The sequence below is a fragment of the Streptomyces sp. NBC_01669 genome (assembly GCF_026339735.1).
Classification (GTDB): Bacteria; Actinomycetota; Actinomycetes; order Streptomycetales; family Streptomycetaceae; genus Streptomyces; species Streptomyces yanii.
The window spans coordinates 760871-781683 of sequence record NZ_JAPEQG010000002.1 but is presented as its reverse complement, the minus strand read 5'-3'; the positions used below and the strand labels follow the sequence as shown (position 1 = coordinate 781683).

Here is a 20813-nt window from a genome sequence, read left to right as displayed (position 1 = left end):
ACGCTACGAGCGTGTGTGTGGCCGGTCGAGCTCGGCCGCGAAGAAACTGGCCGCAGCCTTCAAGATCTCGTTCGCCCGCTTCAGCTCGGCGACCTCCTTCTTGAGGGCCTTGAGCTGGGCGGATTCCTCCGTCGTGGTCCCGGTCCGAGCACCGGCGTCGACCTCGGCCTGACGCACCCAGTTCCGCAGGGACTCCGGCCCGATGTCGAGCTTCGCCCCGATCGATCGGATCGCCGCGGACTCGGTCTTGTACTGCTCACGAGTCTCCAGGACCAGACGCACGGCCCGCTCCTTGAGCTCCTTCGGGTATTGCTTTGCCATAACGGACTCGATCCTTCCAAAAGGTCGAGTCTCGATCAAACCCGGAACGGTTCAAAAGCACACGAGCTCTTGGCTTGACTCTGTCGGTGATCTTGGATGGTCGAGGTTAGGTGCCGAGGGTGCGCCAGGACTTCGATCGGGGAATTCCCTGCTGGTCCAGGAAGGTCTGGAAGGCGGTCGGCGGTCTCGGTGAAGGGGTTTCCTGGGTCACTGACCGAGTGCTGAGTCGTTCGATGTTCACGGCGATGGCTGTGAGTACGTGTTGCAGGTGGGCTTTCGGCTGTCCTCGGTAGCGGCAGCGGCGCATGCCGTGTCCGTGGGCGAACTCGTTGATGGTGCCCTCCACGCCGGAGCGGACTGCGTAGCGGGCCTTCCATTCGGGTGTCTGCTGCTCGGTGCGGACGCGGACTTGCAGGTCGCGGAGTTCTCGCGGGGGAAAGCCCACGTTGCGGGCGTTCTCGCGGGAGCTGGTGCATCGGGGGCGGTCCGGACAGGGCTGGCACTGGCTCTTGGTGAACCGTGCCACGATCAGGGGCGCCGCGGTGGGCGAGGAGGTCGGGTAGGGGCCGTGCCAGCCCGCGCTGACCTGGCCCTGGGGGCAGGTGACTTGTCGGCGGTCGAAGTCGATGTGGAAGTCGTCCCGGTCGAAGTCCTCGTTCCTGCGGTGCTGGCGGGTGGGGTTGCCCGGTAGCGGCCCGGTGACGGTGACCTGGTGTTCGCGGTCGGCTCGTTCCAGGTGGACCAGGGAGGTGTAGCCGCCGTCGACCAGGTGCTCGGCGGGCAGCAGCCCGCGACGAGCCAGGCGGGTGTGGATGCCGGGCAGGGCCTGGCTGTCGTTGGTGGCGGCCGACGTGGTGGCCACGTCCGTGATCACGTTGACGCTGTCAGAGGCACACGTCTCGGTGAGATGGGCGGCGAAGCCCTTCCAGCGGATGATGTGTCCATGCCGCACGTAGCGCGCCGTGATGTCGTAGGGAGAGACGATCGCCGAGGAGGAGGGCGGTAGCCCGTCGTCGTCGGTGGTGCGCCAGTGCAGGCGGCCTGCCGTGTCGCGGTAGTAGTGCTGCACCACGATCTGCCGTAGGGCCTCGGCTTGTGGGCCGGGCCGGTAGGCGGACCCGTCCCGGTGGAGTCGCTCCAGCAGTCGGCAGGCGTCGTTGCCGGCGGCGAGGATCCTGGTCTTGGGCCGGGTGGGGTTCTTGCCCAGGCGGACCGGGCGGCCATAGCGGCGCCCCCAGTCCTCGTCGACCAGGCCGATCAGCAGATGCCCAGCCGTGCGGGCCACTTCTTCAAGCGCGGCACGGACCGCCTCGGTGACCAGTTCCAGCCGGGTCAGGTCGCGCACCGCGGCCAGGACGTGGGTGGAGTCGGTGCGCTGCGTGGTGCGCTCGCCCACGAGGCCGGCCTCCTTCAGACGGGCGAGCACCAGATCCAGGAGTCGGTCGGCGCGGTCGTCCTGCGCGACGCGCTCGCGGAAGTCAGCCAGCACGCTGTGGTGGAAGCCGGGATCGTCCAGCTCCATGGCCATGGCGTACTTGAAATCGATGCGGCAGCGGACCGCTTCCGCTGCCTGCCGGTCCGACAGACCAAGCAGGAACTGCAGCACACAGACGGTGGCCAGTTGGGCAGGCGAGAGCCCGGGACGCCCGTCGCGCGGATACCAGCCGGCGAAGTCCTCGTCGCACCACAACCCGTCCAGCCGGTCTCTGACCCACATCGCCGTCGTACCGGTCGGATTGCTTGCCCGTGCGATCTGCGCGGTCAGAGGCGGGACTTGCTCACCGGAGCGGGGATGGAGCGACAACGGACACCTCGGCAGCTGTATCGGCCTTCGAAACAGCACTGAGCATGCCCGCCGATCATGCTCGCGCACTGGGAAACACCAAGATCACCGACAGAGTCAAGCCAAGAGCTCGGAGGCTTTTCCCCTCACCTCGAGTGCGGCCTTGTTCCGTGCCAGGTCCTTCTGCAACCGCTCCACCTACTGCCGCAGCTTTTCGTTCTCCACCTCCGCGGCGGACTTCTTCGCCCGGGCCGGGCTGGTCCGGCGGTCGACCAGGTTTTCCAGGGCCCCGGCATCTCGGGTGGCCCGCCACTCCTTGACGTGCGAGTGGTAGAGCCGTTCCCGGCGCAGGACCGCTCCCTTCTCGTTCCTGGGCGCGGCGTCGTACTCGGCGACGATCCGCATTTTGTACTCCGAGGTGAAGGTACGGCGCTTCGGCCTCGGTGCCGGGTCGGACCCGACGGGCTCTGTACTGGGCATAAGGGACGGTTCTCCTGTCGTGTCCTCTCAGGCTAACCCCAATACCGCGACTCTGTTGGTGATCTTGTGAGGGATGCTGACAGGTCGTCTGTTCGGCGGTTCGCTGGAGTTGGGCGGGGTGGTTCCAGGGAGAGGGCCGGAGATGTCCATACAGGCCAGGAGTTACCAGCGGATTCCGACGCGGACGGTGTTGACGGCGTGGGCGGCGTGTCCGAAGGGCACGCCGGCGATGCTGATGCGGGACCGGTTGGATGTGGTGTTCGAGGATAATGAGTTCGCGGACCTGTATCCGAAGGACGGGCGGCCGGGCTTGTCGCCGGGGCAGTTGGCGCTGGTGTCGGTGCTGCAGTTCGCGGAGAACCTGTCGGACCGCGCGGCCGCGAACGCGGTCCGCACCAGGATCGACTGGAAGTACGCCCTGGGCCTGGAGTTGGACGATCCCGGCTTCGACCACTCGGTGCTGTGCGAGTTCCGGGCCAGGCTGGCCCAGGACGACGCGGCCGACCGGCTGCTGCAGGTGATGCTGCATCGGCTGACCGAGGCCGGACTGCTTAAATCCGGCGGTCGGCAACGCACGGATGCGACCCATGTGCTCGCGGCGGTGCGCACGCTCAGCCGGCTGGAGCTGGTCGGCGAGAGCCTGCGGGCCGCCCTCGAGCAGCTCGCCCAGGCGGACCCGGACTGGCTGCTGCCGCTGGTCGAGCCGGAGTGGGACAAGCGCTACGGGCGCAAGATCGAGATCGGCAAGGTGCCCGGCGGGAAGGCCGGGGTCACCGCCCTGGCCGAGACCTTCGGCCGGGACGGACACAAGGTCCTGGCCGCCGCGTGGGCGGCCGACGCCCCTCCCCGGCTCCGGGCGTTGGCACAGGTGGAAATCCTGCGCCAGGTCTGGGTGCACCACTACTTCTGGGATACCCGCGGGCGGCTGCGCTGGCGCGACGGCCACGCGCTGCCTCCGGCATCGCTGCGGTTCGACTCCCCGTACGACACCGACGCGCACTACTGCGTCAAACGTGACACCGCCTGGTCCGGCTACCGCACTCACTTCACCGAGACGTGCACGTCAGACCTGCCGGAGGTGGTCGTGCACGTGGCCACCACGATCGCCCCGGTCCAGGACGGCGAACTCACCGCCCAGATCCACGACGATCTGGCCCAGGTCGGCCTCATCCCGGCCGAGCACGCGGTCGACGCCGCCTACATCAGCCCCGCGCAGATTGAACGCGCTCACCGGGTGCACAGCATCACCCTGCTCGGCCCGGTCGTGCCCGACCACAGCCACCAGGCCAAAAGCGGGGCCGGCTTCGACAAGGCCGCCTTCGCCATCGACTGGGACCGCTGCCAGGCCACCTGCCCCCAGGGCACCGTCAGCCGCGAGTGGCGTCCCCTGCACATCAGCGGCCACAACTACATCCAGGTCAAGTTCGACAAGGCCACCTGCCTGGCCTGCCCCGTCCGCCCCCAGTGCACCAAGGCGGTCAGTGGTCCGCGCTCGCTCGCGCTGCTGCCCACCCGCGAACTGCACGAGATCCAGCAGCGCAACCGCCTCGACCAGCACACCGAAGACTGGCAGCGCCGATACGCGATCCGCGCCGGCATCGAAGCCACCCTCTCCCAGAACGTCCGCACCTGCGGCCTGCGCCGGACCCGCTACCGAGGCCTGCCAAAGACGCACGTCCAGCACGTACTGACCGGCCTGGCCTGCAACGTCACCCGCATCACCGACTGGATCGCCGACCCTGCGCGCCCCCGGCGAGCACCCAGCCACTTCCACGCCCTCTGCACCGCCGTCACCTGACCCCCACAAGATCACCAACAGAGTCATACCGTTCAGTTAGTGGTTTCGGATGGTGATGTGGGGGCTGTGTTTGGGCTGGGGCCAGTGTGCGTGGTGGGAGCGTTTCGCGGCCCATTTCAGGACCTTGCGTTTGACGACTCGCGGGTGTGAGCGTTTTCGGCGGGGTGGGTTGAGGTGTTGGGTGAGCCATCGGATGGCGTGACGCCATGCTGCGTCGGCCGTGTCAGTGCCCGGAGGGGGAAAATGCGCCCTGCGCGACTGAACGGCGGGCGATGCGGAGGGCTTTGACGAAGGAGACTCTGTCGGGGTCCTGGCCGGTGTGCGCGGCGGTGTCGGCCATCAGGGTGCGGATGGCGTAGTGGCAGCACAGGTGTCCCCAGATTTCTTGCTGGACAAGGTCGGGGGCTTTCGAGCGCAGTACCGCGCGGGGCCCGCGTTGATGGGTCTTCAGTTCGTCGAAGGTTGTCTCGATCTCCCATCGTTGGGCATAGACGGCTGCGAGGTCCTCGGCGCCGACGTCGGCCGGGTCGAGGATCGTGGTCAGCAGCCGGTATTCCTCGGGGTTGTCCCGGCCGTCATCGACCGTGTAGTCGATCACTCTGACTGTGAGCGGCTCCGTCGTGGCCCGGTTCGTGCCCGACGTCGGGACGATCCGGGCCAGCCAGGACCCATCGGCCAGGGTTTCCAGATGCCGGGGCCGCAGGTTCGTTTTCAGGCTCTCCTGTCGCTTCCGTGGGTCGTTGACCAGGGCTGATACGCAGAACACGCCGTACCCGGGGTACGTTTCGACTGCTGAAGGTACGAAACGAATAAACCTGGATACGGCGTGCAAAGTAAGAGGATATGGGTTCGGTTGCTCGGTGTCGAAAAGACGCTGATCGAGCAGGTCGAGGCCGAGGAGGCAGACCCCGAGGGCGGTGTCCGGGGTGAGCTGGTGATCGTGGCGCATGTCCGACCGGCGAAGGGCCACAGGGAGCGGTGCGGGATCTGTCGGCGCAAGGTGGCGAAGTACGACGCTGGTGAGGGACGCCGCCGCTGGCGGGCCCTGGACCTGGGCGTCATCCAGGCATTCCTCGAGGCCGACGCGCCCCGGGTCTCCTGCCCCGAGCACGGCATAGTCGTCGCCTCGGTTCCCTGGGCGAGGCACGGCGCCGGACATACCCTGGCGTTCGACGCGCAGGTGGCCTGGCTGGCGACCTGCTGTTCCAAGACGTCCGTCACCCAGCTCATGCGGACCGGTTGGCGCACGGTGGGCAACATCGTCGCCCGGGTCTGGGCGGACGTCGAGAAGTCGGTGGACCTGTTCGCCGGGCTACGACGGATCGGTATTGACGAGATCAGCTACAAGAAGCGCCACAAGTACCTGACCGTCGTGGTGGATCACGACTCCGGGCGTCTGGTCTGGGCTGAGGCCGGCCGGGACAAGGCCACCCTGCGTAAGTTCTTCGACGCCCTGGGGAACGAGCGCGCCACGAAGCTCACCCACGTGTCCGCGGATGCGGCCGACTGGATCTCCACGGTGGTCGCCGAGCGCTGCCCGCAGGCGGTACGGGTGATGGACCCGTTTCACGTCGTTCAGTGGACCACCGACGCCCTGGACGTCGTGCGCCGTCAGGTGTGGAACGCCGAGCGCGGAGGCAAGGGCAGATCCACCCGAGGCTCGAAGTCCCTGAAGAAGGCCCGCTTCGCGCTGTGGAAGAACCCCGAGGACCTCACGGCCGGGCAGCGGGCCCAACTGCTCTTCATCGCCAAGGCTCACCCGCTGCTCCACCGGGCGTACTTGCTCAAGGAAGGTCTGCGCACCGCCCTCAAACAGGGCCCCGACACCACCGAGGCGCTGTGGGACTGGGTGCTCTGGGCCCGCCGCTCACGAATAGCCGCCTTCGTCGAGCTGCAGCGCAGCATCGTCAGACACTTCGACGCCATCACCGCCGCCGCCGAGCACGGGCTGAGCAACGGCCTGGTCGAGTCCATGAACACCAAAATCCGACTGATCACCCGCATCGCCTTCGGCTTCAAGGACCCCAAGTCCCTCATCGCCCTCGCGATGCTCAGCCTCGGCGGCCACCGACCCCAGCTACCAGGCCGTCAACTCACGAACTGACCACCCACGGAAGCGACAGGAGAGCCCGTTTTCACTCGCCAGAGAAGATCCGCGCCCGTGGCGGCGGCCTGCTGCCACAGACGGAACCCGTAGAAGCCCCGGTCGGCCAGGACCAGTTGGCCCAGCTCCAGCCGATCGACGAGCTGCCGGGACAACTCGATCTCCGACACGCTGCACGGGCCGGTGGCAGCGTCGAAGACGGCATGGGTGCCGCATTCCGCCAATGCCACCAGGCGGGCCTGCGGAAACGCGGACTGCTCCCCCCGGCTGGAAGCCGGCCGCCCGAAGAATTCTGCGTTGGCTGCCGTGTCTGCCACGTCCAGGCACGTCCCGTCGATCGCCACCAGACGACGCCCGGCCAGCCACGACCCCGGCGTGTCCGGCCCCGCCAGCGGACGCGCAACCCGCGCGAAGAGATCCCGCACCGGCTCGAACCCCAGACGAGCCCTGGCCTGGAAGATCGCCGACTTCGAGGGCGGCGTGAACGACTCCGACCACCCCGACGCCCACGACAGCCCATCCGTGAGCTGCGCGAACACATCCTCGTAGGAGCCATCCGAATACAGCGCCATCCCCATCGAGAAGTACGCCATCACCCGCGCGGGCAAGGACCGGTGACGCCGCTCAGTACGCCCCGCCTCCTCGATCACCGCGTCAACCACATCCGCGGGAAACACCCGCGTCAGCAACCCCACAGACACCAAATCCGACAAGCGGACATCAGAAGACGGCTTCACCCAACCAGAACGCGGCATCCACCCACAATAACCCAGAAGCTCTTAACTGAACGGTATTGAGGCTAACCCCGCAGAACGGGATGTCTCACCCAAGGCTGACAGAGAGGGGCTCAAGACGATGCACCGCTGGTCGTGGAAGGACGTTCGCAGCTGGCTCCTTGGCCCTCACGGATCATGGTTGCCGATCACCGCGGACGGGGTCGAACTGATCAACCTGGCGCGGACACCGGCGATCACCCGGTACCGCTACCGGGGCGACACGATCCCCAGCCCCTGGCCCACAGCCTGACAACCAGCCCGACGAGAGGAACTGTGGAGAGCCCGGTACTCGGAGACGGGTACGCCGGGTTCGGAGAGCGGCCTGGAGAAACGGGCCGGTGGCAACATCGGAACCGCGCTTCAGGCCGACTCAACCGGGCCCGGAGCCACCGACCACCACTCGCTCACTCGCTCACTCGCAGGACACGGTGTTACTAGACGCGGCGAGTAGCCACTCCGAGGGACGGTAGCGGCGGCGCCTGCCTGGATACCCAGGTAGCGTTGAGTGCAGGCGCCCCTCCCCGCTAGCTGAGCGCATGCATGACTACTAGGGCTCGCGGCCACTCTCCAGGCGTGTCCGACTGTCTCTGGCGCTGAGAGTGCCTCGCCCGCCCGGTGACATGGGGGTAAGAGAAAGCTTCCTGCAGACGCTAATCGGAAAGCCGTCGCAACGACTGTACGAGAACCGACAAACAGGGACGACCAGCATGACGATTATCTCGCGCGGATTTCACGGGCGGAGGCCGTCCGAAGGCACGAAACTGCCACCTGGGCAGTACGAGACCAATGGCTTCCCGGTGTTGTCCGCCGGGCCCACGCCTCACGTAGAGAAGAGCAGCTGGGAGCTCTCTGTAACCACTGAGGACGGACGACGGCATACATGGGACTGGGCCGCCTTGATGGCGCTTCCGTCGGAATCTCCGACAGTCGACCTGCACTGTGTGACCAAGTGGTCGAAGTTCGGCACCGAGTGGCGGGGAGTATCACTGGACGTTCTGCTCGCAGATGTGGAGACAGCCGCCGAGTACGCCCTCGTTACCTCTTACGGGGGCTACACCACAAACGTCCCGCTCGCGGATCTGCTCGATGGCAAGGCGTGGATCACCTACAGCTACGACGGTGACGACCTCGCACCCGAACATGGTGGGCCGGCCCGGCTGCTCGTACCCCACCTGTACCTGTGGAAGTCTGCCAAGTGGGTGCGCGGGATCGAACTGCTGGAGAGTGACACGCCTGGCTTTTGGGAAACCGTCGGCTACCACAACTACGGAGACCCATGGCGAGAACAGCGGTACCAGGGAGACTAGGCGACCGGCTTTGCTGGCGGGTTGCTGAGGTGACGGGCCGGCGTGTCGAGTCGCCCACAGCAGTCACAGTGGTGCTGGACGTACCTGACTGGCCGGGGCACCTGGCTGGCCAGCACGTTGACGTGCGATTGACTGCAGAAGACGGCTACAGCACCCAACGTAGCTATTCGATCGCGTCTGCCTCCGATGGTCAGCGCCTCGAGCTTACGGTCCAGCGCCTGCCTGATGGTGAGGTGTCGCCCTACTTGGTGGATGAACTGAAACCTGGCGACCAACTAGAACTGCGAGGCCCCGTCGGCGGCTGGTTTGTCTGGGGACAGGATCAAACAGAGCCGATCCTTCTGGTTGCGGGCGGCTCGGGGCTTGTACCGCTGATGTGCATGATTCGCGCACGCGAAATGGCCGGCAGCAGAGCCCCCTTTCGGCTTCTGTACTCCGTGCGGGGCCCGGACGAGCTGCTGTATCGCTCCGAGCTCCGTGAGGGATCGCCGGGACTGGACATCTCATACCTCTACACCCGGCAAGCCCCACCGGATGCGCCGCGGCCGCCAGGGCGTGTCGCCCCCCATGACCTGGTCCGCAACGGCTGGCCCCCTGACTTTGGGCCAACCTGCTACGTCTGCGGGCCCACAGGCTTCGTTGAGAAGGCAACTGCCTACTTGGTGCTCCTCGGGCACGCCCCAGAACGTGTCCGCACCGAACGCTTCGGAGGTTGAGATGGTGCTTGCGGAGACCAACGATCCGAATGCGGCCAGCGCCCCCGATGGGTACATCGATGGAAATGCGCTGGCGGGGCCCCTCTCCGAGATCTTCGTCGTCGACGTGACTGCCGCGACGAGCCGATGCGCGCACTGTGGATGCACGGCGCCGCTCGCCTGTCTGCACGTGTATGGGCACGCTCCAGGCCTTGTCGCGCGCTGCCAGCAGTGTGGTCAGGTCGTGCTGCGTGTCGTGCGTGCAAAGGGCGTTGCCTGGCTCGACATGAGCGGCGCCGCGTCGCTGGCGATCCCTCTGGGGGAGGAGTGAGCGTGCGGGGCACTACGTCCTGCTAGCGGTGGTTTGTTAAGCCGGGGAGTAGAGGTCAAGCGGGTGGCCTGCGCCGACGGCGTTGATCAGGGCTTGGAGTTCCGGTGGTGGGGGTGCATTCGTCCAGGCTCGCCAGCATCGTTGGAGGCTGGTCCAGGGGTCGAGCCAGGCCCTGACGGCGCGTATTGCCTTGGGCCAGCTGGCCGTGTGGGGCTGGTGGGGTCTGGTTGGTCCCCCTCTCGGGCCGGCCCGGTTCTTCGGGCGGCTCCGGTGGTGCTGTGCCGGGCGAAACCTTGGGTGGCGGACTGAACCAGGCGTCCCAGCAGAACGAGAACGCGCAGGTGACCAGCGTCTGGTGGCGGCGGATGGCGGTGTCGGAGCGGACCTGGAAGTCGGCCCACCCGAGTTCGTCCTTGACCTGCTTGTAGTTCTGCTCGATCCAGTGCCGGATGCCGTAGATCCGGACGACTTCGTGCAGGTCAGCGGCGGGTTCGGGACTGTCGGCCTCCCGGAGGCTGCCGGGTCGGGGCAGATCGGTGGCCAGGTACCAGGTGGCCTTCGCGGGCAGGGTGGCCGGGTCTGCGGTCGCCACGACCAGGCGGACGTTTCCGTCGGGGCCCCACCAGCCGAGATGGGCGTCGGCGGCCCACCAGGTCTCTTTGTGCCCGTCGCGGAAGGTTCGCTCGATGGCGGTCCAGTCGCCGGGATGCTTGGGGTTCGTCCAGGTCAGGGCGCGGGCGGCGTCGGCGGGGGTGTAAGCGTCCTTGCCGTAGGCCCAGGTACCGTGGCTCGGTTTGAGGGCCATGACGAACGGCAGTCCCGCCTTGTCGAGTTGTCTGCGGAAGCCGTCCTGGTCGCCGTAGGCGCAGTCGGCGGCCACGGCCCGGAAGGCCACCCCGGTGGCCTTGGCGGTGCGGGCGAGTTCGGCGGCGATCTGCAACTTCGTGCGGAAGCCGGGGTCGCTCTTTCCCTTGGGGAAGTGATGGGCGGGGCTGTAGGGCACCGCGTGCAGCGGGTAGTAGAGGTTCTCGTCAGCCCAGCAGGTGGTCACCGTCACGATGCCGTTGTCGGTCTTGCCCAGTCGGCCCAGCCACTGCCGTCCGATGTGCGCAGTCGCCTTGCCGTCCTTGCGGTCGCCCGAGTCGTCGATCACCAGCACCCCGCCCGGGTGCGGCGCGGTCGCGGGGTCGGCCAGCAGCAGTTCGACCCGGCGGGCGTTGACCCGCTCGTGGTCCCACATCGACTCGGACAAGAAGAACTGCAGCCGCTGCACCGAGGGGTGCTGGGCCCCGACGACGGGTTCGGTGCCTGCCAGGCAGGTCAGCGTCTTGTTGCGGTCCCGCGGCAGCAGCAGCCCGGTCAGGTACTCGCGGAACCCACGGCGCTGTGCCAGTGTGGAGAACAGGTGTCGGCGTACAACCTCATCTGTCCACCCACGTACGAGCTAACGTGTCCGGCTCGTAGCGTGTCGGGGGCTGGTTTGGGCTGTTGATCGGCAGGCTGTCGTGCGACCGGTTGGGGTGCACGGAGGCCACTGCTAGTGATCTTGAATGAGGAACGCTGGGCGGAGTTGCGGCGTTTTCGCGCTCTGCATGCGTCTGGTGCGATGAGCGTCTCGGAGATCGCCCGGGAGACGGGTCTGCACCGGCAGACCGTGCGCAAGTACCTCTCCTCGCAGGCTCCGCCGGGCCCGCCGCGGGGCAGCAGCCGCCAGGGAACGCAGGCGCGGGTGGTTACCGAGGTGGCGCCCCTGATCGACGCGATGCTGCGAGCAGAACTGCTGATCAAGGGCACGGTGGTGCATGAGCGTCTGGTCGAGCAGTATGGCTTCGCCGGCAACTACCAGCGCGTCAAGCTCTATCTGCAAGAGGCCCGGCCTCGCATCGCGGCCGAGCTGGGCGTCGGGACGGACGAACTGCGCCGGCTGCACCGCCGCTTCGAGGTCATCCCAGGGGCCCAGGCCCAGGTGGACTGGGGCGACGAGGGCAAGATCCTCGCGCACGTCGGCATCGAAAAGGTCTATTCCTTCCACATGACGCTGTCGTACTCCCGTGATCCGTTCTGCTGCTTCACCACCAGCCAGGATCTCGGGTCATTCTTCGCGTGCCACCGCCGGGCGTTCGAGCATTTCGGCGGTGTCCCGGCGGCGATCGTCTACGACCGGACCAAGACCGTGGTCCGCCGTCATGTCGCGCCGGGCAAGGCGGTGCCGCTGCACCCCGAAGCGGTCGCCTTCGCCGGGCACTACGACTTCGACATCGACGTCCTGGCCGCCTACCGACCCACTGGGAAGGGCCGGGTCGAACGGCAGGTGGCGATCGTGCGTGATCACGTCCTGGCCGGGCGGGCGTTCTCTTCGCTGGAGGAGATGGACGCCGCGTTCACCGCCTGGGTGCCCCTGCGCAGAGCCCGCACCCATGCCACCCACGGCGAGGTCATCGGGGTGCGGGCCGCCCGCGATCAGGCTGCCCTGCGGCCCATGCCACAGACTCCCTACCTGGTCACCCGACGCCACCTTCGGCACGTCGGCAAGGACTGTCTGGTCGCCTTCGAAGGAAACCTGTACTCCGTGCCCGCCCGTCAGGTCCGCCACCGGCAACTGGTCGAGATTCGCGCCGGATCCGACATGGTCTTCCTGCATTCCACCGCCCCCGAAACAGCTGGCCAGAGCCTGCTTGCCGCCCACCCGCGGGCCCTCGGCCGAGGACAGCGCGTCGTCGACGAAGCCCACTGGGAGGGCCTGCCGGACGGCCATACCCGCGCGGTGACCATCAGCGGCGACGCCGAGGCGAACGACAGCAACGTCATCCCGCTCCGCCGCCCGGCCCCGGCGGCCGCCGGCCCGCTCCAGGCCCTGCTCACCCGCTCCGCCGCCGCACAGGTCGAGGTCGAACGCCGGCCCCTGTCCGTCTACGACCAGCTCGCCGGCACCAGCCCCTTCACCCCCACAACGATCAAGGATCACCGTTGAACGAGCTGGTCACCACGCGTATCCGCACCACTGCCACCCGGCTCGGCCTCACCCACCTGCCCAGCCAGCTCGACGTCTTCACCCGCCGGGCCGAGGAGGGGAAGTTGGGCTACCTCGACTTCCTCGATCTCGCCCTGGAAGAAGAGGCGGCCATGCGCGACGAGCGACGTTTCCGCAGTTCACTCCGCCTGTCCAAGCTTCCGCATCACAAGACGCTGGACCAGTACGACTTCTCGTTCCAGCCGGAACTCGACCCCCGCAAGATCAAGGATCTGGCCACGCTCTCCTTCATCGAGGGCAAGGGCAACGCCGCCCTTCTGGGGCCGCCGGGAGTAGGCAAGACACATATCGCGGTCGCCCTCGCGGTCGCCGCCTGCCGGGCCGGGTTCTCCGTCTACTTCACCACCCTCGATGACATGGTCCGCAAGCTGAAGGGCGCAGATGCCATCGGCCGGCTCGCCGGGACCCTTCGCACCTACCTCCGCCCGAACGTCCTGGTGGTGGATGAGGTCGGCTATCAGCCCCTCGAACGCGCCGAGGCGAACCTGGTCTTCCAGGTCGTCTCCAAGCGCTACGAGAAGGGATCCATCATCCTGACCTCGAACGAATCCTTCTCTAAAGCGCACATGTTCCGGCGAACCTGTGCCAGGCGGCGCCGAAACCTCACGGGTTGGGCTTGGAGAGCCACATCGGGCCGTACGACTTCGTGAAGTCTTCGGCTACTTCGTGTGTGTCGGAGTCATCGGTGTCCAGTGCGCGGCCCACGAGTTGGCCGAGTAGCTCCCAGGCTTCGATATGGGCGAGGAGTTCGGCGAGGCGCCGGTACTCGTCATCGTCGGCCGAGCCGAGTCGCTCCAAAATGAGCGGTCCGAGCAGAGGTACCAGGTCGTCGTGCGGGATACGGTCGATGGCCTGCCGGGCGGCCAGAGCCCACCCGTGAGACAGGGAGAGGCCGACAAGGTCGCCGAGGAGTCCGGGGATGTCATCTGGGAGTGCCGCGAGGAAGTCGAGGGCGGCGCCCTGCTGCCATGGTCCTGCTTCTGCGGTCAGAGCGGCTTTGAGGGTCCCGGGCCTGTCGCGGGCCTTTTGATAGAAGTCGGCTTGACGGCGGTGCATTTCCCGCTTGGCCTCGACGAATGCCTGCCAGAGCTCGTCGTCGGATGGTGGAGTGCTCATAGATTTTTCTCCGTCAGGCTGTCGGGATGTCGGGGAGCCGTGTCCGGTCGACGTGGTCGGCGAGATAGATCATGACGCCTTCGGGTTCCATGCCGAGGGCGGCGGCGACGAGTTTGGGGTCGAGGACGTTCACCAGGTCGGCGAGGCGGGTGCATCGCAGGGTCCTGGGTGGGGTGCCACAAGGGTCCAGGACGTGGCTGATATAGGCGGTCGACGCCGGCGCCCGCCCGGTCTTGGTGATCCGGGTGACCACCACGTGGGGGTTGTCGGTGTGCTGGTTCTCGCGGTGGGCCAGGCATCGTTGCAGAACCGACCAGCTGGCCGGGTCCAGCGGCACCGGATGCGGGCGCTTGCCCAGACGGACGGTGCGGTCGGTCGGATCGACGTCGTCCACGCGCAGGAGCCGGACCTCTCGGCTGGAGGCCGCGTGCAGGAGGGCCAGGATGCCGAGCAGAGCTTCGTGGGGGTGCGCGTCGGTGGCGGTGGTCCAGCGGCGGAAGAGTTCGCGCTGTTGGCCGACGGCGACGGTGGTGCCGCTGAATCCGGACGGCCCTTTCGCCTGTACTCCCCGGGTGGGGTCGACGAGCAGGACTTTACGGGAGCGGGCGAAGCGGAAGAACTGCCGCAACACGATTAGTCGGCGCTGGCGGGCCTTGGGCATCTTTGCCAGGAACGCTTCGACGTCGTGGACGTCGGCCAGGGCCCAGTCCTGCTTGCCGCGCTGGCCGGTCAGGAAGATCGCGAGGTCGCGGACGATGGCCAAGGCTGCGTCGATGGTGGTGTCGGTGCGGGGCAGGGTGCCGGCTCGCAGGGCGCGTTCACGTGCCCGCAGCAGGGATTCGGCGAACGTCTGGACCTGCGGTCGCAGTGGTGGTGGGGCGGCTTCGATGCGGCGTCGGCGGCGTCCGGCCGCGAGCCGGTCCGCGTGGTCGGTGGGCAGGGCCAGACCGCGGTGGGTGAAGAAGTCCTCCAGCGCGCGGGCGAGGGAACCCATCGAGCGGCCGGGCCGGCGGGCGCGGTCCAGGAGGGCCTGTGGGTGGTTGGGGTGGTCGTCCTGCAGCAGGCGGCCCAGCGTGCTGATCATCGTGCAGGCACGGCTTGGGCAGTGTCGGGTGGCGAGGTGACCGGCGAAGTCGCCCAGCCACGGCGGCGGGCCGTCGAGCCGTGCGGCCAGGTTCTCGGCGGCGATGAACGGGCGGTCGGGGTGTTTCTGCCAGCAGGCCGAGCACAGTCCCAGCCCGGCATGGCGCCGTACCTGGCCGCACCCGGCGCACGGCCGTGGTGGTTGTTTGGTCTGCCGGACGCGCGAGCAGTGGCCACACCATCCGGTGCCGGGCCGCAGGAAACCGGGCCGTCGGCAGCGCGGGCAGGTCCGCTTGGGGGCAACTCGCTCGGCTTCACGCCGGCAGGACCCGCAACTGGTGGTGGCCGGCGATCGCACCGGGCGGCCGCAGGTGGTACAGGTCCGCGAGCAGGTGATGCACCGTCCGGTGTCGGCCTGCAGGACGCGGGGCTTCCCGCATCCGGGACAGGCCGCGTGGGCGGCTTCGTCCTTCATCCGGGCGGTGCAGCGGCAGCAGTGCTGCCGGTTGATGATCCCGACCGGCGCCCCGCAGTCGACGCAGTCCCGCTGCTTCTTGCTCATGGTCCGTCCACGTTCCGTTGTGTCAGATCGGTGGCATGGACCGGCCGCGGGCCGAGGCGGCCCGGGGCAGCTCTGCTGCTGGTGGGACGGGGGTGGCGGGGCGTTCGACGGGGGTGGTGTCGACCTCGATCAGGTCGTTGGGGGTGCACTCCAGCGCGGTGCACAACGCGGCCAAGGTGGACATCTTCACCTGGGAGGGTTCCTTGGTGAACAGGGCCGACACCGATGCGGACGACAGCTCCAGCCCGGCCTTGTCGGCCAGGAGCCGCCGCAGCTGGGCGCCGGTCCAGACCTCGCGCTGGGCGGCGGCCATCCGTAGCTTCCACTTGATGTTCACGGCGTGGGGTCCTCTCCGGCGAGCTCGCCGAGTGTGCTGGTCACGGCGCGTCGGTAGGCGTCCTCGATGAACGTGGCCGAGGGCCGGACGTATCTCATGGTCGAACTGACGGTCCAGTGACCGAGCAGCTGTTGGATGGCCACCAGGTCCACTCCGCGTTCGTAGTTGTGCGTCGCGCAGGCCCGCCGCAGGGCATGCGGGCTGAACCGGTCGGCGGCCGGGCGGCCTTCGAGTTCCATCAGGTAACGCAGCCGGTTGCGGACGGTGCCCTGGTGGAGGTGGCCGCCGGACTCGTCGGCGAACAGCGCGGGCGAGTCGGGGAACTTGCCGCGGACGTCGTCGAGGAACCAGTGCAGGATCAGGTCCAGGTGGTCGAGCATGGGCACCCAACGTGGGCGAGGCCCGGAGGTGTGGGCTCCTTTGCCGAAGCGCACATGCAGTTTGCCGAACGGGCCGCGGGTGAAGTGGACGTCCGGGCAGTCCAGGCGGGATGCCTCCTCCGAGCGAAGGCCAGCGTGATAGAGCGTCCGGAACAGCGCGTAGTCGCGGGCGGCGGGGGCGTATTTGCGGGCGGTGGCGATGCGGGCCTTGAGGAAGTCGAAGAACTCCTCGACCCGCTCCGGGGTCGGTGGCGGCAGCAGGGCTGGAGAGTCGTCGCCGACGTGTCGGGAGGCGTTGAACTCGTCCACCGGGCAGACCAGCCGGACCCCGAACGCGGCCTCGATCTCGGCGGCCTTTCGGGCTTGGAGGAACCGGTGGAAGCCCTTGAAGATCTGGACGTAACCGCGGCGAGTGGACAGTGCCCGCCCGTCGACGGCCAGACCGCCGACCACGCGGTCGACGTCCTCCGGCGTCACGTCCCACGCCGGTCGGCCGAGCGCTTTCAACGTCCGTTCCAGCAAGCCGATGTCGTTGTCGACCGTCACCGGGCTGAAGCCCCGGGCCTGCCAGGACGCCACGAACGCCTCCACGCACAGCGCCTGGAACTCCCACGGATCCCAGGCAACGGGCACGTCGGGGACCGTCCGGCCCTCGATCACCCGCAGACGCGACTCCACCATCGGCCACACCTTCCTCGCACCTGACGAATGAAGGTACCGCCTACAAAACCGTGCTGTCAGCGAGACAATCAAAGAGACGCCCAGACCCCTGAAACGGGCAGGTCGCAGGGCCGATGTCTCTCACGGAACAAGTGCCAGCCCCAGTTGAATGGGGACAGGTGTTCGGTGACGAAGTGCTGGCCACCGCCATCCTCGACCGTCTCCTCCACCACTGCGACGCCATCTCCATCAACGGCCCCAGCTACCGGCTGAAGAATCGCCTCGCCGCCCTCGAAGAAGCCTCCAGCGTCGCCTGACGGTCAACCAGGTGGACACATGAGCCCGTACCTACCTGGACACGTGACCCTGAACCTCGACAACAGGTCATCGAAGCGTGCGGCGTAAGCTTCCAGCGGGCCCGGTGCGGGCGGACACGGCAGACGACGGGTCATCACAAGCCCCCAGGCGGCGAGGCGACGTTCCTCTGCTACCGGCCTACTACGGCCCTGACCCGCCGTCAACAAACCACTGCTAGCGAACGGCGTGGTGGTCGGGTTTTTGAGGCTCTCCTGCCGTATGTGTGGGTGCTGTGACCTGCGGTGATACATGAAACACGCCGCTTCCTGCAAGGCTTGAGGTGTCTAGTCACAAGCTTGATCTTGCAAGGAAACGGCGTGTCTACCTTCAGCATATGGAAGCGGACCCTGACGGTCGAAAACACCGTGGTCGAGGGTGTCCGCTGGGACGGGTCCGAACAGTGTGTGATCGTGTCGGTACGGTCCGACGCGCGACGTCGGCAGCGATGCGGGATCTGTCGCAGACCCGCGGTCCGGTACGACGCCGGGCGGGGCCGGCGCCGCCGGCGGGATCTGGACCACGGGGTGGTGAAGGTGTTCCTGGAGGCCGACGCGCCCCGGGTGGACTGCCGGGTGCACGGGCCGACGGTGACATCGATGCCCTGGGCGAGGCACGGTGCGGGACACACCCGAGGCTTCGACCAGCAGACGGCCTGGATGGCTGCCGAATGTTCCAAGTCCGCGACGGCCGCGCTGATGCGGACCTCGTGGCGGACGGTCGGGGCCATCGTCGAGCGGCACGTCACCGACCGCGACCGCGATCGTGACCGGCTGTCCGGTCTGCGCCGGATCGGGATCGACGAGATCCCTTACCGCAAGGGTCAGAAGTACATGACCGTGGTGGTCGACCACGACACCGCGAAGGTGGTGTGGATGGCCGACGGCCACGGCAAGGACGTCCTGCACCGCTTCTTCGACACCCTGGGAGATCAACGCGCCCCGCGGCTCACCCACATCAGCGCCGACGGTGCGAGCTGGATCGCCGACGTCCTCGCCGAACGCGTCCCCTGCGCCGTGCGTGTCATGGACCCCTTTCACATCGTCGCCTGGGCCACCGACGCCCTGGACACCGAGCGCCGGGCCTCCTGGAACCGCGCCCGCCGCGAAGCCGACGACCGCGAACGGGCCCGGGCGTTGAAGGACTCCCGCTTCGCGCTGTGGAAGAACGAGGCCAACCTCACCGACCGGCAGATCGCCAAACTCGCCTGGATCCAAGCCACCGACCCCCGCCTGCACCGCGCCTGGCGCCTCAAGGAGGCCCTGCGGATGATGTTCACCCTGGCCAAGACCCGTCCCACCGCGGCCCTCACGGCACTGGACCGATGGATCGGCTGGGCCCGACGCTGCCGCATCGATGCCTTCGTCGGTCTCCAACGCCGAATCGTCCGGCACTACGACGCCATCCGGGCCGCGTTGATCACGGGGATGAGTAACGGGCTGATCGAATCCACGAACACCAAGACCCGCCTGATCATCCGCCGCGGCTTCGGCTTCCACTCCGCCGACGCCATCATCGCCCTCGTCATGCTCACCCTCGCAGGAGACAAACCCACCCTCCCCGGCCGTCAACTCGCAACCCGATGACCCACACATACGGCAGGAGAGCCGTTTTTGAGCTGGGGCGGGCCGTAGAGGGCGTGGAGCCGGGCGACGACGGGGTCGCAGTCTGCCAGGGTCTCTGCCGCAGGCGCAGGGCTGATCTGCTTGCGCGGCGGCGTCTCGGCGGAGAGGGCACCTAGCCCTGCGGGTCTGCGTGCGGGCCGTGTCTCGGTGCTCATCTTGCTGTCGTTTCCCGCCTGGGGCGAGCGTGCCGTGCGTGACGGCGAGCGGGGTTCACAGGTGGTGGCGCAGGAAGTCCACTTGCTTGTGCAGCGCGTCGTGGAAGCCGGCGGTGTGGTCGCGGAGGAGATACGAGCTCTGGGTGAAGTTGAGCTCGGCGTAGCCGCCTGCGGTGGAGACGATCTGCTTGTGGACGACGCTCGGCCCGTTCATCTCGACGAGGTAGAGCAGGGGACAGGTGACGCGTGGGACGTGGTCGCGTGGCTCGGATCTGGCCAGGCGGGACAGCGACTGCAGAGTGATCTTGTTCTCCCATGAGAGCCGTAGCTCGTGCGCGTCGGCGCGGAGCGCGCGGAACAGGTCCAGGGACGCGTTCCCGCGCATCAGCGGACTGTCGCGGCCGATGGTGTGGGCCTGTTCGTAGTTCTCGGGCCAGCACTGCAGGTAGAGGGGCTGCCTAGGGCCGCAGGCAGTGACGTCTTCACGTTCACGCCAGGCTCTGAGGAGCTGTGTCGGCGGGTACAGGGGGGCGTCAAGGCGGCCGGAGATGAAGGGATCGCTGACTATCACTGTTTTCACGCGCGGGTCGCAGGCTGCGGCCATCAGCGCGGCACCGCCTCCGTGCCCGATGCCCAGGACGGCCATGCGTGAGGCGTCGACTCCGGGCAGCCTGGCGGCGGCGCTGACGGCGTCGTGGAGGTCTTCGGACTGTTGCAGTGGGTCAGTCTGCTGGCGTGGCGCGCCGTCGCTCGAACCGTACCCCCGGTGGTCGTAGGCGAAGACCGAGTAGCCGGCGTCACGCAGGGCGGCGGCGATGCTGCCGCCGACGTGTTCCTTGAGCATGCCGAGCCCTGGGACCAGGACCACGGCGGGCCGGTTGTGGCCGTCGGTGCGGAAGAAGTCTCCTCGTAGCGTCACGCCGTCGAAGGTCGAGAACTCCACTGCCTCGAAGTCAGCCATGCCGCATGCTCTCCGTCCTTCGGCCGCTCGTGCCGCGCAGTGCTACGCGCAGCTGAGCAACTCGCTCCAGTTCCCTACAGGGACTATATAGTCCATTATTGTTTCCGAAGGCGACTTCTGCACAGGGCGGTGCGGAACACCATCAGTGACGCCAAGGCCCGGAGGCGGCGGCATCGCCCACGAAGGCCCGCACCCGGCGCCCGAAAGTATCCGCCCACAGGACGTACGCCGGTGACGGGCTCGATGGGGAGAGCAAGCAGCAGTGAAAGCATCCCTTCAAGGCCATGTGCTTGCCGAGGCCCCCGACGACGAGGTCGTGATCATCGAGGGAAACGCCTACTTCCCTCCGAGCGCCGTGACGCGCGGTGTCCTGTCCGAGAGCCAGTCGCCCTATGTCTGCCCCTGGAAGGGGCGCTGCCAGTACTTTGATGCCGCTGTCGATGGCAAGGCCGCGGCCGATGCCGCCTGGAGCTGCCCGACTCCCCTCGACAGCGCGGTGCAGCGCGTCGGCAGCGACTTCGAAGGCTTCGTGGCCTTCAGCCCGGTGGTGACCGTCGAGAGAGGCTGACGACGACGTGGCGCCGCTCTCCATTTCGACTGCCCACGCCATCGACGACAGCAAGGCGGTGCGGTGATGCCTGTAAACCCCTTTCGCGCAGAGGTGCCCTGCCGATTCCGAAGCCTGAAGTGTCGGCGAAGACGTGGCTTTCGGCTGTCTCGACGCCCTGCCATAGTGGTCTTTCCAGTCCTTGAGACGCTTAGCCGCTCGAGACCGGCACAGAGGCTCAGGGCGCGCCTCGCGCTGCAGCGAGCAGTCCGGCTACGCCGGAACTCCACGGCTGCAGTCCGCCCAGCCTGGCCCGGCGAATGCCTTGGTTGCCCGGACCGGGGCTGGCGGCAGTCGGTTCGGCCCGCCGAAAGTGCGGCGTCCCGCATGGACGCGGCTGCGTCGGG

Annotated in this window: 19 protein-coding genes and 2 pseudogenes; 10 read left to right on the top strand and 11 right to left on the bottom strand. The window is 67.7% G+C overall.

Annotated elements, in window-relative coordinates; genetic code table 11:
- Positions 1-3: 3 nt before the first annotated feature.
- The 3 genes from OG972_RS44535 to OG972_RS44525 form a co-directional block, all read right to left on the bottom strand.
- Positions 4-321, bottom strand: coding sequence for a transposase (locus OG972_RS44535; RefSeq protein ID WP_266992256.1), 318 nt, complete (start codon positions 319-321; stop codon positions 4-6).
- A gap of 106 nt (positions 322-427) precedes the next feature.
- Positions 428-2125, bottom strand: a complete 1698-nt coding sequence (locus OG972_RS44530) for an IS1182 family transposase (protein WP_266992254.1) — start codon at positions 2123-2125, stop codon at positions 428-430.
- Between the two features lie 177 nt (positions 2126-2302).
- Positions 2303-2584 carry a hypothetical protein gene (locus OG972_RS44525; RefSeq protein ID WP_266992252.1) on the bottom strand — a complete coding sequence of 94 codons (282 nt, stop codon included), beginning with the start codon at positions 2582-2584 and terminating at the stop codon, positions 2303-2305.
- Between the two features lie 142 nt (positions 2585-2726).
- On the opposite strand from OG972_RS44525, the gene OG972_RS44520 reads away from it, so the two are divergent.
- On the top strand, positions 2727-4382 hold the full coding sequence (locus OG972_RS44520) for an IS1182 family transposase (RefSeq protein WP_266978027.1): 1656 nt from the start codon (positions 2727-2729) through the stop codon (positions 4380-4382).
- A 223-nt stretch (positions 4383-4605) separates the two neighbouring features.
- On the opposite strand, the pseudogene OG972_RS44515 reads toward OG972_RS44520, so the two are convergent.
- Positions 4606-5079, bottom strand: a pseudogene (locus OG972_RS44515) (transposase); the annotation flags it as partial.
- 129 nt (positions 5080-5208) lie between these two features.
- Between OG972_RS44515 and OG972_RS44510 the strand changes: the two are divergent.
- Positions 5209-6486, top strand: coding sequence for an ISL3 family transposase (locus OG972_RS44510; RefSeq protein WP_266992250.1), 1278 nt, complete (start codon positions 5209-5211; stop codon positions 6484-6486).
- Between the two features lie 23 nt (positions 6487-6509).
- Here OG972_RS44510 and OG972_RS44505 read toward each other — a convergent pair.
- Positions 6510-7241: pseudogene (locus tag OG972_RS44505) on the bottom strand (IS4 family transposase); the annotation flags it as partial.
- Between the two features lie 728 nt (positions 7242-7969).
- Here OG972_RS44505 and OG972_RS44500 point away from each other — a divergent pair.
- From OG972_RS44500 to OG972_RS44490, 3 genes are read left to right on the top strand one after another with little or no spacing between them, the layout of a single operon-like run.
- Entirely contained in the window at positions 7970-8569 is a 600-nt protein-coding gene (locus OG972_RS44500; protein WP_266992248.1) for a sulfite oxidase-like oxidoreductase, read from the top strand.
- Positions 8539-9285, top strand: coding sequence for a ferredoxin reductase (locus OG972_RS44495; protein WP_266992246.1), 747 nt, complete (start codon positions 8539-8541; stop codon positions 9283-9285). Before OG972_RS44500 ends, OG972_RS44495 begins: the two co-directional genes overlap by 31 nt.
- Positions 9257-9595, top strand: coding sequence for a DUF6510 family protein (locus OG972_RS44490; protein ID WP_323135987.1), 339 nt, complete (start codon positions 9257-9259; stop codon positions 9593-9595). The genes OG972_RS44495 and OG972_RS44490 overlap by 29 nt, the downstream gene beginning before the upstream one ends.
- A 55-nt stretch (positions 9596-9650) precedes the next feature.
- On the opposite strand, the gene OG972_RS44485 is transcribed toward OG972_RS44490, so the two are convergent.
- Positions 9651-10958: an IS701 family transposase gene (locus OG972_RS44485; protein WP_266993002.1), complete on the bottom strand. Its 1308-nt coding sequence runs from the start codon at positions 10956-10958 to the stop codon at positions 9651-9653.
- A gap of 177 nt (positions 10959-11135) precedes the next feature.
- Between OG972_RS44485 and istA the strand changes: the two genes are divergently transcribed.
- Together istA and istB are read left to right on the top strand one after the other, a co-directional pair.
- Positions 11136-12566, top strand: a complete 1431-nt coding sequence (gene istA, locus OG972_RS44480; protein ID WP_266992242.1) for an IS21 family transposase — start codon at positions 11136-11138, stop codon at positions 12564-12566.
- On the top strand, positions 12563-13276 hold the full coding sequence (gene istB / locus OG972_RS44475; RefSeq protein WP_266992240.1) for an IS21-like element helper ATPase IstB: 714 nt from the start codon (positions 12563-12565) through the stop codon (positions 13274-13276). The genes istA and istB overlap by 4 nt, the downstream gene beginning before the upstream one ends.
- On the opposite strand, the gene OG972_RS44470 is transcribed toward istB, so the two are convergent.
- The 4 genes from OG972_RS44470 to OG972_RS44455 are packed head-to-tail and all read right to left on the bottom strand — an operon-like array spanning position 13230 to position 16785.
- Entirely contained in the window at positions 13230-13742 is a 513-nt protein-coding gene (locus tag OG972_RS44470) for a hypothetical protein (protein WP_266992238.1), read from the bottom strand. The two genes, istB and OG972_RS44470, sit on opposite strands and share 47 nt — an antisense overlap.
- Positions 13743-13755: 13 nt before the next feature.
- The gene (locus OG972_RS44465) at positions 13756-15387 is read right to left on the bottom strand and encodes an integrase (protein WP_266992236.1); all 1632 of its coding nucleotides are present in this window, start codon (positions 15385-15387) and stop codon (positions 13756-13758) included.
- Between the two features lie 22 nt (positions 15388-15409).
- Positions 15410-15724: a helix-turn-helix transcriptional regulator gene (locus OG972_RS44460; protein WP_266992234.1), complete on the bottom strand. Its 315-nt coding sequence runs from the start codon at positions 15722-15724 to the stop codon at positions 15410-15412.
- A complete protein-coding gene (locus OG972_RS44455; RefSeq protein ID WP_266992232.1) occupies positions 15721-16785 on the bottom strand; it encodes a tyrosine-type recombinase/integrase in 1065 nt (354 codons plus the stop codon). Before OG972_RS44455 ends, OG972_RS44460 begins: the two co-directional genes overlap by 4 nt.
- A gap of 113 nt (positions 16786-16898) precedes the next feature.
- On the opposite strand from OG972_RS44455, the gene OG972_RS44450 reads away from it, so the two are divergent.
- Both OG972_RS44450 and OG972_RS44445 read left to right on the top strand, forming a co-directional pair.
- Positions 16899-17081, top strand: coding sequence for an ATP-binding protein (locus OG972_RS44450; protein ID WP_266992230.1), 183 nt, complete (start codon positions 16899-16901; stop codon positions 17079-17081).
- 357 nt (positions 17082-17438) lie between these two features.
- Positions 17439-18704: an ISL3 family transposase gene (locus OG972_RS44445; protein WP_266992228.1), complete on the top strand. Its 1266-nt coding sequence runs from the start codon at positions 17439-17441 to the stop codon at positions 18702-18704.
- 249 nt (positions 18705-18953) lie between these two features.
- Here the strand turns inward: OG972_RS44445 and OG972_RS44440 are convergent, their stop codons facing one another.
- Positions 18954-19859, bottom strand: coding sequence for an alpha/beta hydrolase (locus tag OG972_RS44440; RefSeq protein ID WP_266992226.1), 906 nt, complete (start codon positions 19857-19859; stop codon positions 18954-18956).
- 262 nt (positions 19860-20121) lie between these two features.
- Here OG972_RS44440 and OG972_RS44435 point away from each other — a divergent pair, with 262 nt between their 5' ends.
- The gene (locus OG972_RS44435) at positions 20122-20427 is read left to right on the top strand and encodes a DUF427 domain-containing protein (protein WP_266992225.1); all 306 of its coding nucleotides are present in this window, start codon (positions 20122-20124) and stop codon (positions 20425-20427) included.
- The last annotated feature ends 386 nt before the right edge of the window (positions 20428-20813 follow it).